This window comes from Pseudomonas sp. Je.1.5.c, assembly GCF_051129895.1.
Classification (GTDB): domain Bacteria; phylum Pseudomonadota; class Gammaproteobacteria; order Pseudomonadales; family Pseudomonadaceae; genus Aquipseudomonas; species Aquipseudomonas urmiensis.
This window is the reverse complement of the sequence record NZ_JBCPSP010000025.1, coordinates 14,097-31,059: the sequence shown is the minus strand read 5'-3', so window position 1 is coordinate 31,059 and position 16,963 is coordinate 14,097. Positions and strand designations below refer to the sequence as shown.

The following is a 16,963-nucleotide window of genomic DNA, read 5'->3' as shown; positions in this document are numbered from 1 at the left end:
CCCACGCCACAGGCAACCGCGCATCACCCTCCGTGATGCCATTGGCAGTAACAGGCCGGTCTCCGGGCTCGTGAGCGAAGCGCGGGCTTCTGCGCCGCGCGCCTTCCCGGGTCATTCAACCCAGTGGCCATGCGCGACCTTGACTCACCTACCGTTGCGGGGGCAGCGCCGGAATACCACCGGCTTCCCAGTTTCACCCCGCCAGACCGCAGCCTGCAGGGCACCTGAAACACGCCGCGAAGGTTAGAGGGTTGCACCGGGAGCGTCAATGAAACAAGGCCGATTTGGCCTGGATCAATGGCCGATCCGGCAGCTTGTGCCAGACTGTCAGCAGTGATATCACATAGCCATTACTTTCAGCTGAACGCGACCAATAACGATAAGGAGAGCGCAGCATGCAAGGTCTGATCATCAACAACCCGCGCCTGGAGTTCCTGCGCCCGGCACTGGAGCGCTGGGTCGACTGCATCGACCGCTTCAATCAGGTCCAGGGCGACAATGAGGCGCCTTACTGGCATGGCGCGGCGGCCAACGTCGGCATGCTGGCTGCGGCGGCCTGGCAGGCTGAACTGGTGGCGCTGGAGCAGTACCAGAGCAAGAAGCAGCGTGATGAGGGCGAGCGTGAGGGGCGCTGTGATCTGTCCATCAGCAATGCTGAGGAGTCGATTCATTTGCGTGCCAGCCAGCGTTGGCCGCGGATTGCCCGGCTGGATTTGAACGCGGCGCTGCAGGAGGCGACGGCGCTGGCCAAGCCCATTGCCTACCCCAGTCAGCTCAAGGCCGGCGCGCTGTTCATCAGCCCGTGGAAGGCAGGACAGCATGCCAGCCCCGAGGAGCTGCAGGACCTGGTGGATGATCTGCAAAAGCACACGGCGTGTGTGCTGGCGTGGTATTTCCCGTATGCCTATCGCAAGTTGCATAACGAGCTGGGGCAGTATTTTCCGGGGGTGGCGTTGATGGTGAAGCAGGGTTGAAGAATCGGGGCTGCATTGCAGCCCCTGGCAGCGGCCCCCCTTACACCGATCGCTCAGGCAAAAGAACGGTGCCAGCAGCAGACTCCTGCTGCTTCACCGACACCTCCCCCTCCATCGCCTCGCGCAACTTGTCCTTATCCAGCGCACCTACCCACTTGGCAATCGCCAGCGTCCCGACCCCGTTGCCAATGGTATTGGTAATCGCCCGCGCCTCGGACATGAACCGGTCCACGCCCAACAGCAAGACCATCCCAGCCACCGGGATCGTGCCCAGCGAAGCCAGGGTCGCTGCGAGGATAATGAACCCCGACCCCGTCACCCCAGCCGAGCCCTTGGAGGTAAACATCAACACCGCCAGCACGATCAGCTGATCGCTGAAGCTCAGCGGCGTGTTGGTCGCCTGGGCAATGAAAATCGCCGCGATGGTGTAGTAGATCGCCTGGCCGTCGGGGTTGAAGGTCAGCCCCGAGGGAATGATCATCCCTGCCACCGGCTTGGACACTCCGGCCTTTTCCATCTTGGCGATCATCTGCGGCAGTACCGATTCAGACGAGCTGGTGCCGAGCACGGTGAACAGCTCCTCTTTGATGAAGCGCAGGAACTTCCACAAGCTGAAGCCAGCCCAGCGGCAGATCGGCCCGAGGATCACCACCACGAAGGCAAAGCAGGTCAGGTACACGCAGGCCATCAGCTTGCCCAGCGAGAACAGCGACTCGAAACCGTACTTGCCGATGGTGAAGGCAATCGCGCCGAATGCCCCGATCGGGGCCAGGCGCATGACCATGTTGACCACCACGAACATGCCGCGCATCAAGCTGTCGAGGCTGTCGACGAACAGCTGCGCCTTCGGACCGGCCTTGGCCAGGGCCACCCCAAGCAGAATGGAGAACAACAGGATCTGCAGGATATTGCCCTTGGCAAAGGCATCGACCACGGTGTCGGGGATGATCCCCAGGACAAAGTCGAGGAACGAGCTGTGCTTGGCAGCGGCGGTGTAGCTGGCGATGCTACCGCTATCCAGGCTCGCCGGGTCGATGTTCATGCCTGCGCCCGGCTGGAACACCTGTACTACCACCAGGCCGATCACCAGCGCCAGGGTCGACACCACCTCGAAGTAGATCAGCGCGCGAAAGCCCACCCGCCCCAGCTCTTTCATGTTTTCCATGCGGGCGATGCCGGTGACCACGGTGAGGAAGATCACCGGTGCCAGGAGCATCTTGATCAGTTTGATGAAGGCATCGCCAATCGGCTTGAGCGCCTCGCCGGTCTGCGGCCAGAGCACGCCGACGATGGCACCGATGATGACGGCGAGCAGGACTTGCACGTACAGCTTGCTGAGCATGCGTTTCATGATTTGGCCCTGATTGTTGTTTTTGTTCAGGAGTGCCTTGGGGCCTGGCGGTTACCGGCCCCGCAGCGCAAGTCGCGCGAATCAGCGGCGGATCAGCGCCAGCACCGCATCGGTAACCTCACGGGTAGTGGCCTTGCCGCCCAGGTCCGGGGTGTGCAGGCCGCTCTCGGTCACCGCTTCGATGGCAGACATCAATTCAGCCGCCGCCGCCGTTTCGCCCAGGTGCTCGAGCATCATCACCGCCGTCCAGAAGGTGGCGATGGGGTTGGCCACGCCTTTGCCGGTGATATCGAAGGCCGAACCGTGGATCGGCTCGAACATCGAGGGGAAATCGCGGCTTGGATTGAGGTTGGCGGTTGGCGCGATACCCAGGCTGCCGGACAGCGCGGCGGCCAGGTCGGAGAGGATGTCGGCATGCAGGTTGGTGGCCACCACCACGTCCAGTTGCTCAGGCTTGAGCACCATGGTGGTGGTCACCGCATCGACCAGCTCACGGGTGGTGCGCACGTCCGGATAATCTTGAGCGACTTCGGCGAACACCTCATCCCACAGCACCATGCCATGGCGCTGGGCATTGGATTTGGTCACCAGGGTCAGGTGCTTGGCCGGGCGGCTGCGGGCCAGCTCGAAGGCAAAACGGTGAATCCGCTCGACACCGACGCGGGTGAAGGTCGATACCTCGGTGGCGACCTCGATCGGCAGGCCCTGATGCACCCGTCCGCCACTGCCGGAGTACTCACCTTCTGAGTTCTCCCGCACGATCACCCAGTCGATCGCCTTGCCCTTGGCCAGCGGGCTGGTCACCCCCGGCAAGACCCGCGCCGGGCGCACGTTGGCATATTGATCGAAGCCCTGGCAGATCGGCAGACGCAGGCCCCACAGCGAGACATGGTCGGCTACCTCCAGGCTGCCGACGGCGCCGAAGAAGATCGCATCGAATGACTTCAATGCCTCAAGGCCACCTTCGGGAATGTACTGGCCTTCGCGCAGATAGCGCTCCGAGCCCCAGTCGAAATGCTCGAAGTCCAGGCCAAAGGTGCCGCGCTTGGCCGCCAGCGCCTTGAGTACTTCAACGCCTGCGGCGATCACTTCCACGCCGATGCCGTCACCTGGGATTGCTGCGATCTTGTAGTTGCTCATGTCTCGGTTCCCATTGTTGTTGTGCCCCGCCGGGCTTGTCCTGACGGGTATGGGCCGAGTATATGTAGTGAAATCAGGGCAGCAGTTAACCCTGGATTACTACATAGATAACTCAGGGTTAACAATGAATTCAACACAGGACCTGGGCTTTTTTCACCTGCTGGCCAAGCAAGGCAGCCTGGCCGCAACTGCACGTGAGCTGGGGGTTACGCCCCCGGCGGTGAGCAAGCGCTTGAGCGTCTTGGAGGCGCGCCTGGGGGTGCGCTTGGTCAATCGCACCACCCGCTCGATGAGCCTGACTGCTGAAGGCGAGTTGTACTTTGCCCATGCGGCGCGGATCCTGGTGCAGGTCGATGAGGTCGAGCAGTTGCTCGGCCGTCATCGCGCCGAGCCCAAGGGGCTGATCCGGGTCAATGCCTCGCTGGGCTTCGGTCGGCGCTACATCGGCCCGGCACTCGCCGACTTCTACGCGCGCTATCCAGATATCGAAGTGCAGCTGGAAATCAGTGATCATCCGCTGGACCTGGCCAGCCATGGCTTCGACTTAGGCATCCGCTTCGGCACCCTGCCCGACGCCTCGTTCCATGCACGCAAGATCGCCTCCAATCGGCGCCTGCTGTGCGCCTCACCGCTGTATCTGGACAAATACGGCACGCCGTCGAAACTGGCCGACCTGGCCCAACACAACTGCATTTTCCTGCGCCAGAACGAGTCGCCCTATGGCGTATGGAGCTTCACCAGCGGCGGGCGCACGCAGACCATCAAGGTGCAAGGCGCCCTGAGCTGCAACGATGGTGAAGTGGCACTGAATTGGGCGTTGCAAGGGCATGGCATCCTGCTGCGCGCCGAGTGGGACATCGCCCGCTACGTGCGTAGCGGGCGCTTGCGTTTGCTGCTCGAAGACCAGACACCTAGCCGCGCCGACGTCTATGCGGTGTACCCGCAGCAGTTACATCTATCGACGCGGGTGCGGCGTCTGATCGACTTTTTGATCGAACGTTTTGAGCGCATCGATCATCTGGATCTGGAGGATGTCCAGTGACAACCGTTACTGGGTATCGACAGGGAAAAAACGCTCGACCAATGCCGAGGATTTTACTTTGGCAGTGTAGGCCGCGCGCTCGAACAGCTCACCGGTGCGCATGTCGTACAGCGATCCGGCGGCTGGCTTGTCGATCTGGCTCAGCGACACATGAATAAACCGGTAGCCATCACCGTAGACCTGCTCCAGCCGGTCGATACGAAAGTAATGCCCCGGCAAGAACAAGGTTTCTGCCTCATCCCAGTACATGGAAAATGCACTGATCGGGGTACCGCTCTGATAGCGCCCTTCCGGCAGTTCGAATACCACCGAGGTATCGTCGAACGATCCATCCAGGCCGCTAGCTTCTCCGGCCGTGCTTGACGAGGCAAACTGGCGCACCAGGTAGGGATTTTCGGTAAAGGACGTCATGTCGGTATTGACCAATACATCACCGACACTCAACTGGCCACGGCGAAAGTGCTCGCCACTGGTACCACGCCCGCCATGGCCACCGCGATACAGCGTCACCGCATTGCTCTTGGGCAATGATTCGAGGGTGTCAGCCAGATCGTCGATGTAGCTTGCGCAGTCGTCGTAGCGATGCACCCCTTCGCGAAAAACCTGATTGATCTGCGATTCTTCATCGGTGTAGTACTCGATCAGGAAGTTGACGAACTCCCCGCCTTCGTAGCGAAACGAATACTGCGCTTTGCCATTGAGCATGACGCAGGACAATCCGTGGCTGTCGACATCCAGCGTCACTTCCGGGCTCAGGCTAGGTATGCCCGATGCAAGCAGAATTTTTTTATGACGTGCCCGTGCTTGCGCCGACAAGTGTTTGCTACGAACTCCGTGAGTCTTCATGTACTCGTCCCACAGCGCTGACGTACGGCTGGGTATACCCGTTACTGGCGGCGGGCTCCCGCCTAGCAGCCTGGGGGGCTCGAGCAACTCCCACTCACCGAAATCATTCTGGCGTACCGGTAGCAAGGGGCCAAAGGCAAAGGGCTTGTCCGCTGGGACGATGAGCCAGACAGACAATTCATGGCTATAACGCACCCGATAGGACAACCCACGCAACATAATCCAGCAGGCGCCGTCAGGGGTGACCCGCAACCCCGACAGGCGTCCGCTGCTGATCCGCTGGTCGCTGCTCAACGCATTGCTTTCTTTACCCGCAAGAACAGCTTCGGGCGTAGAGCAAACAGTCCACTGTGACAGCGATGCATCCGCCTCGTGGAACGGTGCCTGGTAGGCCAATGAGGCATAACTGGACTGAAAGCCCAGATCAGCCATATTCAAAGCGGCGAACAGGCTGTCGAGCAGCGCGTCACGCAAAGCGGCTTTGCGCGCCTCCTCACTGGGCGCATGCAAGGCAATGTCCAAACCTAGGCCAAGTTTTGCCACCGCAGCACCGAGCAACACCAGGGTCACCGGCCACCCCAGGGGTGCGAAGCCACCGAATACATTCAGGAACGCGGCAAGATAGCCACTCCACATCGCCTCGCGCAGCCCGGCGTTATCCAGCATGATCGCTGCACTGTCCTGCATCTGGGCGCGGGCCTGTGCAGCCAGGTAAACGAAGATGTCTTGGCTGATCTGCACTTGTTGAAGCGCCAGCAACGCCAGGGCGGCCTGATCGGAACGGGAGTTGGCGATTGCCTGAAGCGTTGCTCGGACCAACTCGGCAAGCGGCTTGTCGCGCGGATTGGTCAGCAGATTGCTGAGAAACCCTTGCTGCCCATGCGTGCTTTTCAATTCGCCGCGCAACCATCCAGCCATGGCCAGTTCGCTATCGAACGCTCGCAGCGCTTCTGTCGACCAGGGGAGATACAGCAGCACGCGACCACTGTCTGCGCGAAAACTGTAGATGCAAGCGTTGTCCCCACGCCCCAATGCGTACCGACTTACTGCCAGCGAGCCACTGGTGCTGTCTTGGCGTAACTGCAAGAGGCTCGGCAGTTGTCCCGAGGACTCCAACCCGTCAGCTGCCATGGCACGCAAAGTCGTGGCATCCGCCGGACTGATGCGCCCAGCGCGGACGGCCTTGACACATTCGCCGAGCAGATTGATCTTGGCCAGTACCTGTACATTCACAGTCTGCGTTGCCCAGAACTGGGCGACCTCTGCGCGGTACACCTCGGCGAAATCCAATGCCCACAGATCTTGCTGCACCGCACTGCCCAGCATGCGCACTTCGTTGCGTTCATCGAAATGAGCAGCCTGTGGCCCTTGCTTATAGAAGCCGCCATAGAGGTCCAGCTCGTCACTGGCATCTTGAAAACGTAGCTCGAAGCGCTCGACAACCAGTTCGGTGAGGGTGACAGATTTCACTGGCGGACCGCTATGCTGCCAGCCGTTGAAGCTACGCCTGCTGGAGCTGGAGGTCTCAAACCGGTGCCACCAGACGAAGCGCGGGTCGATCGCCTTGCCGGTGTGCTTAAGCACTATTCGTGCAGCATGCTTGCGTGCCAATACATAAGGATCGGGATAGTCACGCAGAAAATCTCCAACCACCTGCATCAACGACCGCGCCACATCCAGCGACTGTAGTTGACGCTGTTTCTTGTCCTTGATCCCGTTCAATGGCCACCTCCTGGCCTGATTATCAGGCGCCCATCATGGACTGTCAGGTGTGCATCAGGCGGTACATGTGTGTGTGCCCATAATTGCCAAATGACCTGCAGCGTCGGCCAGCCCCCTGAATTTACGCAGACCAACGCTGGAGGACGGCAGGCATGTTGACGATGCCCAGGACTGGCTTTTTTGATGGGAGGGCCCGGCGATGGGCCTGCCAGTTGGTGCGAAAGTGGAATCGTCGATGACTACTCCGGCCTCTTCGCGGGCAAGCCCGCTCCCACAGGCTCACCGCCAACCGGAACAACGGCGTGGTGCCTGTGGGAGCAACTGTCTTTCTGTGAGAACCGACCTTGCCGGCGATGGATGCGTAACCCCGGCTGAGTCGGGCATCGCCAGCCAGTTGGCGCGAAAGTGGAATCGTCGATGACTACTCCGGCCTCTTCGCGGGCAAGCCCGCTCCCACAGGCTCACCGCCAACCGGAACAACGGCGCCGTGCCTGTGGGAGCAACTGTCTTTCTGTGAGAACCGACCTTGCCGGCGATGGATGCGTAACCCCGGCTGAGTCGGGCATCGCCAGCCAGTTGGTGCGAAAGTGGAATCGTCGATGTCTACTCCGGCCTCTTCGCGGGCAAGCCCGCCCCAACAGGCTCACCGCCAACCGGAACAACGGCGCGGTGCCTGTAGGAGCGGGCTTGCCCGCGAAGAGGCCAGAACAAACACTACAAATCAGGGATTGTGCGCCAAATGCCCCGGCGGGATGATCCGCTTGGCCTGCAAATAAGCCTTGGCCCAGTAGCTATTGGACAGATAATCCAGACGCACCGTCCCACCTGTGGAAGGCGCATGAACAAAGCGCCCCTCCCCCACGTAAATTCCGGCATGGCTAACCTGCGACCCACCGTTCGTCGCAAAGAACACCAAATCCCCCGACTGCAGCGCCCGCTGCTCCACAGTTGGGGCGCGCATGACGATCATCTCCCGCGTCGAACGCGGCAAACTGATCCCCGCAGCATCGCGGTACACATAGCCAATCAAGCCACTGCAATCGAACCCTGAATCGGGCGTATTACCGCCCCAACGATAGGGCGTACCGACCAAGCCAATTGCCCGAAACAGCACATCTTCCGCCACCGGCGAGGCGCTAACGTGTTGATTGAAGGTAGTTTGTGGCTTGACCACCGGCGCCGGTGCAGGCGCACGGCTGGAGCAGGCAGCCAGCAAGGCCACCAGGGAAAGTAATGCGAAGCGCGCCATCATCACCATGGCCAGAACTTCCTGTCAGAGACCGATCGACCGCAGCCGAAAAGAGTTGAGAAATTAGATTAGACGCTTTCTGTAAATGCGCACGGCGGCGAGCTTTTCAGCATCGCCGCCGCGGGAGAATATAGCAATTCGCTATCAGTTGCGCGAGATCGTGGTCGGCGCCATGGCCAGGGCGCGCTTGGCCTCGATGAAGGTCTTGCTCCAGTAGCGGTCACCGAGGTTGTCGATGCGCACACCACCGCTGCGGCGGCTGCTGGAGTGGATGAACTGATTGTCACCCAGGTAGATGCCAGCATGGCTGACGCGGCCACGGCCATTGGTGCTGAAGAACAGCAGATCACCTGGCTTGAGTTTGTTCCGGGCAACCTTGGGCGCATCGACGTTGATCATCTCGCGGGTCGAGCGCGGCAGGGTCATGCCGGCTTCCTCACGGAACAGATAACCGATGAAACCGCTGCAGTCGAAACCGGATTTCTCCGAGGTACCGCCAAAGCGATAGCGAGTGCCGATCAGCGACATGCCACGCTCCAGGATGCTGTCGGCAAGGACTGGCAACTGGTACGGCTTGCTGGTGCTGGAAAAGGCGTCGAGGTCTTCTTCAGTGGCCACTGGCTCTTCAGCGAAAACCGAAGAGGCCGAAGCTTTGGCCATGACTGCCGAATGGGCGGCGACCTGATGTTGATCCTGAGGCTGGGAAACCGGGCCATGAGCCGCGCAGCCAAAAAGCAGGGTCACGAGTGCGAGTGGCACGAGGGGTGCGAAGCGCTTGAGCATGGGCACGACCGTGTCTGTAATCCTTTAGAAGGGTGAGACTATGCCCTCTATCATGGCCATTTGCAAATTTTATCGAAAAAGATGTGACTTTTCCTACGCAACGCTCTGGCCCGCTGTTTTCAAGGACTTACCAGCCGAGGGTTTCCTTGAGGAACGGGATGGTCAGTTTGCGCTGGGCCTGCAGCGAGGCCTGATCGAGGCGTTCGAGCAGATCGAACAGCGCACTCATGCTGCGCGCGCCACGGGTGAGGATGAAATGGCCGACCTCATCGGTCAGGTGCAGGCCACGGCGCGAAGCCCGCAGTTGCAAGGCGCGCAGCTTGTCTTCGTCGGACAGACCGCGCATCTGGAAGATCAGCGCCAAGGTCAGGCGCGACTTGAGGTCAGGCAGTTTGATCGGCAGCTCACGCGGCGAGCTGGAGGCCGCCAAGAGCAGGCGCCGGCCGCTGTCGCGCAGGCGGTTGAAGAGGTGGAACATGGCCTCTTCCCAATCGGCTTTGCCGGCGATCACATGCAAGTCGTCGATGCACACCAGCTCGTATTGTTCGAGGTGGTCGAGCAGCTCTACGCCGCGCTCCAGCAATTGGGCCAGCGGCAGGTACACGGCAGGTTCGCCGCGTTGCTGGAAACGGTGGGTGGCGGCCTGCAACAGGTGAGTTCGGCCCACACCCTGTTTGCCCCATAAATAAATGAGGCTCTCGGTCCAGCCGGCGTCGGCTTCACATAGCCGCTCGACGTAGCCTAATGCCGCGGCATTGGCGCCCGGATAGTAGTTGATGAAGGTAGCGTCATCGCGCAGACGCACACCCAGGGGCAACTGGATCGGTTTCATGCTGGCTGACGGTCGCGAGGACCACGGGGGCCTTTGGTGAACAGTGTGCAAAGTCTATACCCGCAGCGCGGGCGGCACAATCGGCGAGCGCAAGAGCACAAGCAAAATCAATGAGTTGCGCGGTAAAAATGCAAAAAAAGGGGCCTTTGCACGGCCCCTGACGGTATCACAGGTCCGGATCGACCTCGCCGCCGTACATGTCCGACTCCTTGTACAGGTCATGCACATGACGCAGCAGCACCATGATCACTGCCGCCACGGGCAAGGCCAGCAGCACCCCGGTAAAGCCAAACAGCTCGCCCCCGGCCAGGATCGCGAAGATCACCGCCACCGGATGCAGGCCAATGCGATCGCCCACCAGCATCGGCGTCAGCACCATGCCTTCGAGCACCTGGCCGATCATGAACACCGCGACGATGCCCAGCAGCGGATACGGATCGCCGCCAAACTGGAACAACCCGGCAATCAAAGCGGCGCCGATGCCAATGATGAAGCCCATGTACGGCACGATCGCCGCAAGCCCGGCCAACAGACCGATCAACAGCCCCAGTTCCAGGCCTACCAGCATCAAGCCGCTGGAATAGATCACGCCCAGCGCCAGCATCACCAGCAACTGACCACGCACGAAGGCGCCGAGTACCTCATGGCATTCGCCCGCCAGGCCCATCACCTGCGACTCACGCTGGCGTGGCAGCAAACTGCGCAGCTTGGCCATCATCACGTCCCAGTCGCGCAGCAAGTAGAAGCCCACCACCGGGATCAGCACCAGGTTGGCCAGCCACGCCATCAGCGCCAGACTCGAGGCGGTGGCCTGCGACAGCAGCATGCCGACGATGTCGGTTGTCTGGCCCATGTGCGCGCCGACCGCAGCCTTGATCTTGTCGAACTTCCAGAAGCCGTCGGCCAGGCCCAGGCGGCTCTGCACCCAAGGCAGCGCTACATGCTGCAGCCAGTCGAGCATTTGCGGCGTCAGTTCGTACAGGCGCACCAACTGCTTGGCCAGCATCGGGATCAGCACCAGCAACATGGCCATGAAGATCAAGGTGAACAGGCTGAACACCACCACCACGCCCCAGGTACGCGACAGCCCCAGGCGTTCCAGGCGATCGACCAGCGGGTCGGCCAGATACGCCAGGAGAATGCCAACCAGAAACGGAGAAAGAATGTTGTGCAGGCTATATAGCAGCACGGCGATCAGCAGGGCCACGCCCAGCCATACCCAGCGACGCGGGTCAGTCATCATGTGCACGTTTCCTTACCAGGCAAAACGCAGGCCGTCGAACGGCTTGGGCGCAGCGGCCTGAACCGCCGCAGGCTGCTCGGCCCCAGGCTGGGCTGCGGGCGCCGGCGGATTAGCCGGGCTGGCCGGTTGTTCGGCTGGCAGTTCCTGAAGCTTGGCCAGGCCCAATTGGGCGCGCAGCTGCTCGCGATTGCCGGTGACGGCATAGGTCAGCGTGGCGCCATCGGCCATCTGCAAGCGCGGGCCATAGGGTTCGAGCACACGGTTGAGCTCAGCGTAGCGCTGCAGGTTCATGCCCTGCACTTGCACTTGCAGCTCACTGCTGGCTCCCGGGCGGGTGACATAGCGCGGTGCCAGGCGGTTGCTGACTGCGAGCATGACCGCATCGGCCAACGCGGCCTGGTCAGCGCCTTCGGCATCGCCTTGTTCGCGCTGATCCCCCAGCCACAGCTGCCATTTACCCTGCCACTTGCCGTCGGCTTCATGGGCGTGCACCGCCAGCAAGGCATCGGCGCCATAGCGCTCGGAGGCCTCGCGCAGCGGCGCCGGGTCCTTGCCTTCCAGCTGCTTGGGGGTGGCGACCAGTTGTTCCTGCAGATCAGCCAACGGCAGGCGCAGCGGCAGGCCACGATGCTGGGCGGCGCGGCGCAGCGGTTCGGCAGCGCTCTGACCATCGCCGACCAGGCTGCTGCCATCGACACTGTCATTCAACCACCAACCGAGAATCGCTGGCCGGTTGCTGCCCCACAGGGCCAGGCCGGCCTTGCGCAGGGCGCGCTCGGTGCTGCCGGGGTCGAACTCCACCAGCACGCTTTCCGGCGGGCCAGCATCGCTACCGACCTGATTGATGATCTGCTGCGGATCGCTGCGCAGCGCGGCCAGGGCCGGGCTCTGCGGCGCCTTGGGGTCGCCGGTCAAGCGCAGTACCAAGGTATCCAGGGCTTGGCGGGTGGCCTGGGTACGCGCTTCGCTGCCCTGCCCTTGCAGCGGTTCGCGAACTTGATACAGCCCGGATACCGCCTCGGCCTGGGCGGCAGTGCCGACCAGGGCCAGGCAACCGGCGGCCAGGTAGTTGAGAAAACGCATGGAGGATTCCTGTCCAGTGAGCTAAGTGACGGCGAACGTCGCGCCTGCCGGCTCAGACCACTGCGTGAGAAAATCGCTCCTTCACGCCTGCAATCAGAGTCCGCCGCCTTTTCTATACCTTATACAGGCGCTGGCGCGGCAACCAGTCGCGCACGCCTAAACAAGGTTTTTTAATCGATTCCCGGCCAGTCGGTCGGCCTGAGGATGGCCGCTGCCCGGCAACCCTGATAAAATCGCGCGCCTTCGCAGACCAGTGACGAACAGGCAGCCGCCGCTTTAACAGCCGGCCTTGGCCGTCGCGGTCGTTTTCCTGAATCCCTCCCTCCTAAAGGCCTGGATCAATGAGCAAGCAACCCTCCCTGAGCTACAAGGACGCCGGTGTAGACATCGACGCCGGCGAAGCACTGGTCGAACGCATCAAGGGCGTGGCCAAGCGCACCGCACGCCCTGAAGTCATGGGTGGCCTGGGCGGCTTCGGCGCCCTCTGCGAGATCCCGGCCGGCTACAAGCAGCCGGTTCTGGTCTCCGGCACCGACGGCGTCGGCACCAAGCTGCGCCTGGCGCTGAACCTGAACAAGCACGACAGCATCGGCCAGGACCTGGTCGCCATGTGCGTCAACGACCTGGTGGTCTGTGGCGCCGAGCCGCTGTTCTTCCTCGACTACTACGCCACCGGCAAGCTCAATGTCGACGTCGCCGCGACCGTGGTCACCGGCATCGGCGCTGGCTGTGAACTGGCTGGCTGCTCCCTGGTGGGTGGTGAAACCGCCGAAATGCCAGGCATGTACGAGGGTGAAGACTACGACCTGGCCGGCTTCTGCGTCGGCGTGGTGGAAAAGGCCGAGATCATCGACGGCTCGAAAGTCGCCAGCGGCGATGCGCTGATCGCCCTGCCCTCGTCCGGTCCGCACTCCAATGGCTACTCGCTGATCCGCAAGATCCTCGAAGTGTCCAACACCGACATCGACAGCACCCAGCTCGACGGCAAGCCGCTGGCTGACCTGCTGATGGCCCCGACCCGCATCTACGTCAAGCCGCTGCTCAAGCTGATCAAAGACACCGGCGCGGTCAAAGCCATGGCCCACATCACCGGTGGTGGCCTGCTCGACAACATCCCACGCGTGCTGCCGAAGAACGCCCAGGCGATCATCGACGTAGCCAGCTGGCAGCGTCCGGCAGTGTTCGATTTCCTCCAGGAAAAAGGCAACGTCGACGAGCACGAAATGCACCGCGTACTGAACTGCGGCGTTGGCATGGTCATCTGCGTCGCTCAGGATCAGGTCGACAACGCCCTGAACGTGCTGCGCGCAGCGGGTGAGCAGCCATGGGTCATCGGCCAGATCGCCGATGCCGCCGAAGGCGCTGCCCAGGTCGAGCTGCAAAACCTCAAGGCACACTGATGCCGAGCAAGACCTGCAACGTTGTGGTACTGCTGTCGGGTTCCGGCAGCAACCTGCAAGCGCTGATCGACAGCAGCCTGGGTCAAGACAGCCCGGTGCAGATTCGCGGGGTGATCTCAAACCGCGCCGACGCCTATGGCCTGGAACGGGCCAAGGCCGCCGGGATCGACACCGCAGTGCTGGAACACCAGGGTTTCGACGGGCGCCAAGCCTTCGATGCAGCGCTGATGGCGCTGATCGACGGCATGCAGCCTGACCTGGTGGTCCTGGCTGGCTTCATGCGCATCCTCAGTGGCGACTTCGTGCGCCACTACCAGGGCCGCCTGCTCAACATCCACCCCTCGTTGCTGCCCAAATACAAGGGCCTGCATACCCACCAGCGTGCGCTGGAGGCGGGTGATGCCGAGCACGGCTGCAGCGTGCACTTCGTCACCGAGGAACTCGATGGCGGGCCACTGGTCGTACAGGCAGTGGTTGCGGTAGCGCCAGACGACACCGTGCAAAGCCTGGCCGACCGGGTTCACCATCAGGAACACCAGATCTACCCGCTGGCGGTGCGCTGGTTAGCTGAAGGGCGCTTGCGTCTTGGCGAACACGGTGCATTACTGGATGGCCAGCCGCTGGCGGCCAGCGGTCACTTGATTCGACCCTAGGAGAATTTATGCGTCGCGCCCTGCTCTTGGCTCTCGCCGTGCTTGCCCTGCCCCTCCAGGCAGCCGATCTGAAGCCGTTCTCGGCCAGCTACACCGCCGACTGGAAGCAGCTGCCCATGAGCGGCACCGCTGAACGTAGCCTGGTGAAGAATGCCAATGGTACCTGGGACCTTCATTTCAAGGCTTCCATGATGATCGCCAGCCTCACCGAGCAAAGCACCCTGCGCCTGGACAACGACACCCTGCTGCCACAGAAGTACCACTTCGAGCGTGGCGGCCTGGGCAAAGCGAAGAAAGTCGACCTGGACTTCGACTGGACCGCGAAAAAAGTCACCGGTAGCGACCGTGGCGATGCCATCAACCTGCCGCTCAACCGCGGCGTGTTGGACAAGTCGTCCTATCAGTTGGCGCTGCAGCATGACGTGGCCGCCGGCAAGAAGAGCATGACCTACCAGGTGGTCGACGGTGACGAGATCGACACCTACGACTTCCGCGTGCTGGGGACTGAGAAAGTCAGCACCAAGACCGGCCAGGTCGATGCGGTCAAGGTCGAGCGCGTGCGCGACCCGAGCCAAAGCAAGCGCATCACCGAGTTGTGGTTCGCCAAGGACTGGGACTACCTGCTGGTGCAGCTGCGTCAGGTCGAAACTGATGGCAAGGAGTACGTGATCGTGCTGCAGGATGGCACGGTCGATGGCAAGTCGGTGAAGGGTAACTGACCGCCTGGGCTTGTTGCTGATACACAAACCCCGCCGCGTGCGGGGTTTCTTTTTGCCTGTGGTATTGGGTGATACATGGCCCCGCGATAGCGTTGCTTGGTCTGACGCTATCGCGGGGCAAGCCCGCTCCCACGTTTGCATAAGGCTTCATTAAACATGTTTCATCGGCAGTTTATTTACTTAGCCTGCTAACAAACTCTATAACTAAGGCCTGCGACACAGTGCCGCAGCCAACGAGAAGTGGAGTTTTAACGATGACAGTCCAAGTAAGCGAACGCGACGAATCGAAAATGTCCCACGAAGGCCTGGCCGCCGGTGTGCGGATCTGGGATGTGCATCAGCAAGGTCAGCTGGTCGGCATGTTCCACCAGGAGCATGAAGCCCATCAGTACCGCATGGAGCTTGAGCACCTTGAGAACCAGCGCCATACGCAGTAAACAGTCTTCGATAAAAAACCCCGCCAAGGCGGGGTTTTTCGTGTTTACCACATCAGGTCGTCAGGGATCTTGTAGGCCGCGTACGGATCGTCCTCGTCCGCCTCCTCGACATGGGTATTGAGCAACAGGATGCGATTAGGGTCGCGCTCCTGGATCTTCACTGCCGCTTCGCGCGGGATCACCTCGTAACCACCGCCGAACGACACCACCGCCAGCGAGCCATTGCTCAGCTTGCTGCGCATCAAGGCGTTGACGGCGATGCGCTTGACCTTCTTGTCGTCGACGAAGTTGTAGTAGTCCTCGGTGGTCAGCTTGGGCAGGCGGGTGGCTTCGATCAATTGCTTGATCTGCGCGGCGCGGGCTTTGTGCTCGGCCTTTTCCTGCTGCTGACGGTTCAGCTCCTGATCGCGCCTGGCCTTCTCGGCCATGGCTTCCTTGGCCAGGCGCTGCTGGGTGTCGTCCACCTCGACCTGGCCCTTTTGTTCCAGGCGCTTCTGTTTCTTTTCTGCTTTGTTGGTCTGCTTGACCTGCTTCTGGTTAACCAGACCGGCCTTGAGCAATTGGTCGCGAAGGGAAAGGCTCATGGATGTTCACTCACTTATGCAACAGCTCAGCCGCAGCTGGGCAGGTTCTTTTCCTGACGTTTGGCTTCACCCCAAAGGGCGTCCAGCTGGTCAAGGTTACACTCTTCGATCGGCTTGCCGCTGTCGCGCAAGGCCTGTTCGATGAAGCGGAAACGTCGCTCGAACTTGCGGTTCGCGCGACGCAGGGCGTTTTCTGGATCGTGCTTGAGGTGCCGGGCCAGGTTGACGGTGGCAAACAGCAGGTCGCCGATTTCGTCTTCCAGCGCATCGCTGTCGCCGTCGGCCATGGCCTGCAATACCTCATCAAGCTCCTCGCGGACCTTGTCCAGCACCGGCAGTGCTTCTGGCCAGTCGAAGCCGACCGTGGCCGCACGCTTCTGTAGCTTGGCCGCTCGCGACAAGGCTGGCAACGCGGCAGGCACATCGTCGAGCAACGACAGCTGCTCTGGCTCGCTGTGCTCGGCGCGCTCCTCGGCCTTGATCTGCTCCCAACGGGATTTAACCTCGGCCTCACTCAGGCGTGGGGTGTCGAGGGCCGCGTAGAGATCGCCGGTGGGGAATACGTGAGGGTGGCGACGAATCAGCTTGCGGGTGATGGCATCGACCACACCGGCGAACTCGAAACGGCCCTCCTCGCGCGCCAGCTGGCTGTAGTAGACCACCTGGAACAACAGGTCGCCCAGCTCGCCTTGCAGGTGAACAAAGTCGCCGCGCTCGATGGTATCGGCGACTTCATACGCCTCTTCGAGGGTGTGCTGGACAATGCTGGCGTAGTCCTGCTTGAGGTCCCAGGGGCAGCCGTGCTTGGGGTCGCGCAGCCGGGCCATCAGGTGCAGCAGGTCTTCTAGGGTGTAGGTCATGGGTCAATCCTTCCGGACCGTGTCGTCCCATTCGCGGGCAAGCCC

General features: G+C 61.6%; 16 protein-coding genes and 1 riboswitch. Of the genes, 6 read left to right on the top strand and 10 right to left on the bottom strand.

Annotation, left to right across the window (positions count from 1 at the left end; genetic code table 11):
- Window positions 1–36: 36 nt before the first annotated feature.
- A riboswitch (cobalamin riboswitch) is annotated at window positions 37–243 on the bottom strand.
- A gap of 152 nt (window positions 244–395) precedes the next feature.
- Window positions 396–974, top strand: coding sequence for a hypothetical protein (locus AAZU54_RS17835; protein ID WP_312153474.1), 579 nt, complete (start codon window positions 396–398; stop codon window positions 972–974).
- Between the two features lie 40 nt (window positions 975–1,014).
- On the opposite strand, the gene AAZU54_RS17830 is transcribed toward AAZU54_RS17835, so the two are convergent.
- Entirely contained in the window at window positions 1,015–2,325 is a 1,311-nt protein-coding gene (locus AAZU54_RS17830; RefSeq protein ID WP_312154154.1) for a dicarboxylate/amino acid:cation symporter, read from the bottom strand.
- An 81-nt stretch (window positions 2,326–2,406) separates the two neighbouring features.
- Window positions 2,407–3,465, bottom strand: coding sequence for a tartrate dehydrogenase (locus tag AAZU54_RS17825; protein WP_186554658.1), 1,059 nt, complete (start codon window positions 3,463–3,465; stop codon window positions 2,407–2,409).
- Between the two features lie 124 nt (window positions 3,466–3,589).
- On the opposite strand from AAZU54_RS17825, the gene AAZU54_RS17820 reads away from it, so the two are divergent.
- A complete protein-coding gene (locus AAZU54_RS17820) occupies window positions 3,590–4,507 on the top strand; it encodes a LysR family transcriptional regulator (protein ID WP_434727457.1) in 918 nt (305 codons plus the stop codon).
- Between the two features lie 6 nt (window positions 4,508–4,513).
- Here AAZU54_RS17820 and AAZU54_RS17815 read toward each other — a convergent pair whose 3' ends face one another.
- From AAZU54_RS17815 to AAZU54_RS17790, 6 genes are all read right to left on the bottom strand, one after another.
- Entirely contained in the window at window positions 4,514–7,075 is a 2,562-nt protein-coding gene (locus AAZU54_RS17815) for a dermonecrotic toxin domain-containing protein (protein WP_186554656.1), read from the bottom strand.
- A gap of 721 nt (window positions 7,076–7,796) precedes the next feature.
- Window positions 7,797–8,333 (bottom strand): C40 family peptidase, encoded by a 537-nt coding sequence (locus tag AAZU54_RS17810; RefSeq protein ID WP_186554655.1) that lies wholly within the window; start codon window positions 8,331–8,333, stop codon window positions 7,797–7,799.
- A gap of 135 nt (window positions 8,334–8,468) precedes the next feature.
- Window positions 8,469–9,107: a C40 family peptidase gene (locus AAZU54_RS17805; protein ID WP_186554654.1), complete on the bottom strand. Its 639-nt coding sequence runs from the start codon at window positions 9,105–9,107 to the stop codon at window positions 8,469–8,471.
- A gap of 127 nt (window positions 9,108–9,234) precedes the next feature.
- The gene (gene hda / locus AAZU54_RS17800) at window positions 9,235–9,939 is read right to left on the bottom strand and encodes a DnaA regulatory inactivator Hda (RefSeq protein WP_186554653.1); all 705 of its coding nucleotides are present in this window, start codon (window positions 9,937–9,939) and stop codon (window positions 9,235–9,237) included.
- 166 nt (window positions 9,940–10,105) lie between these two features.
- Window positions 10,106–11,179, bottom strand: a complete 1,074-nt coding sequence (locus AAZU54_RS17795; RefSeq protein WP_264235828.1) for an AI-2E family transporter — start codon at window positions 11,177–11,179, stop codon at window positions 10,106–10,108.
- A 15-nt stretch (window positions 11,180–11,194) separates the two neighbouring features.
- Window positions 11,195–12,265 carry a DUF2066 domain-containing protein gene (locus AAZU54_RS17790; protein WP_434727456.1) on the bottom strand — a complete coding sequence of 357 codons (1,071 nt, stop codon included), beginning with the start codon at window positions 12,263–12,265 and terminating at the stop codon, window positions 11,195–11,197.
- A gap of 341 nt (window positions 12,266–12,606) precedes the next feature.
- Here AAZU54_RS17790 and purM point away from each other — a divergent pair, with 341 nt between their 5' ends.
- The 4 genes from purM (at window position 12,607) to AAZU54_RS17770 (ending at window position 15,474) form a co-directional block, all read left to right on the top strand.
- Window positions 12,607–13,665 carry a phosphoribosylformylglycinamidine cyclo-ligase gene (purM, locus tag AAZU54_RS17785; protein WP_186554651.1) on the top strand — a complete coding sequence of 353 codons (1,059 nt, stop codon included), beginning with the start codon at window positions 12,607–12,609 and terminating at the stop codon, window positions 13,663–13,665.
- On the top strand, window positions 13,665–14,318 hold the full coding sequence (purN, locus tag AAZU54_RS17780) for a phosphoribosylglycinamide formyltransferase (protein ID WP_434727455.1): 654 nt from the start codon (window positions 13,665–13,667) through the stop codon (window positions 14,316–14,318). The genes purM and purN overlap by 1 nt, the downstream gene beginning before the upstream one ends.
- Before the next feature lie 8 nt (window positions 14,319–14,326).
- Entirely contained in the window at window positions 14,327–15,037 is a 711-nt protein-coding gene (locus tag AAZU54_RS17775; RefSeq protein WP_312154735.1) for a DUF3108 domain-containing protein, read from the top strand.
- 254 nt (window positions 15,038–15,291) lie between these two features.
- Complete coding sequence (locus tag AAZU54_RS17770; protein ID WP_186554648.1) at window positions 15,292–15,474, top strand: hypothetical protein; 183 nt, start codon at window positions 15,292–15,294, stop codon at window positions 15,472–15,474.
- Between the two features lie 44 nt (window positions 15,475–15,518).
- On the opposite strand, the gene AAZU54_RS17765 is transcribed toward AAZU54_RS17770, so the two are convergent.
- Together AAZU54_RS17765 and mazG are read right to left on the bottom strand one after the other, a co-directional pair.
- Complete coding sequence (locus AAZU54_RS17765) at window positions 15,519–16,058, bottom strand: DUF2058 domain-containing protein (RefSeq protein ID WP_312154733.1); 540 nt, start codon at window positions 16,056–16,058, stop codon at window positions 15,519–15,521.
- Between the two features lie 26 nt (window positions 16,059–16,084).
- Entirely contained in the window at window positions 16,085–16,918 is an 834-nt protein-coding gene (gene mazG / locus AAZU54_RS17760; protein WP_186554646.1) for a nucleoside triphosphate pyrophosphohydrolase, read from the bottom strand.
- Window positions 16,919–16,963 lie beyond the last annotated feature (45 nt).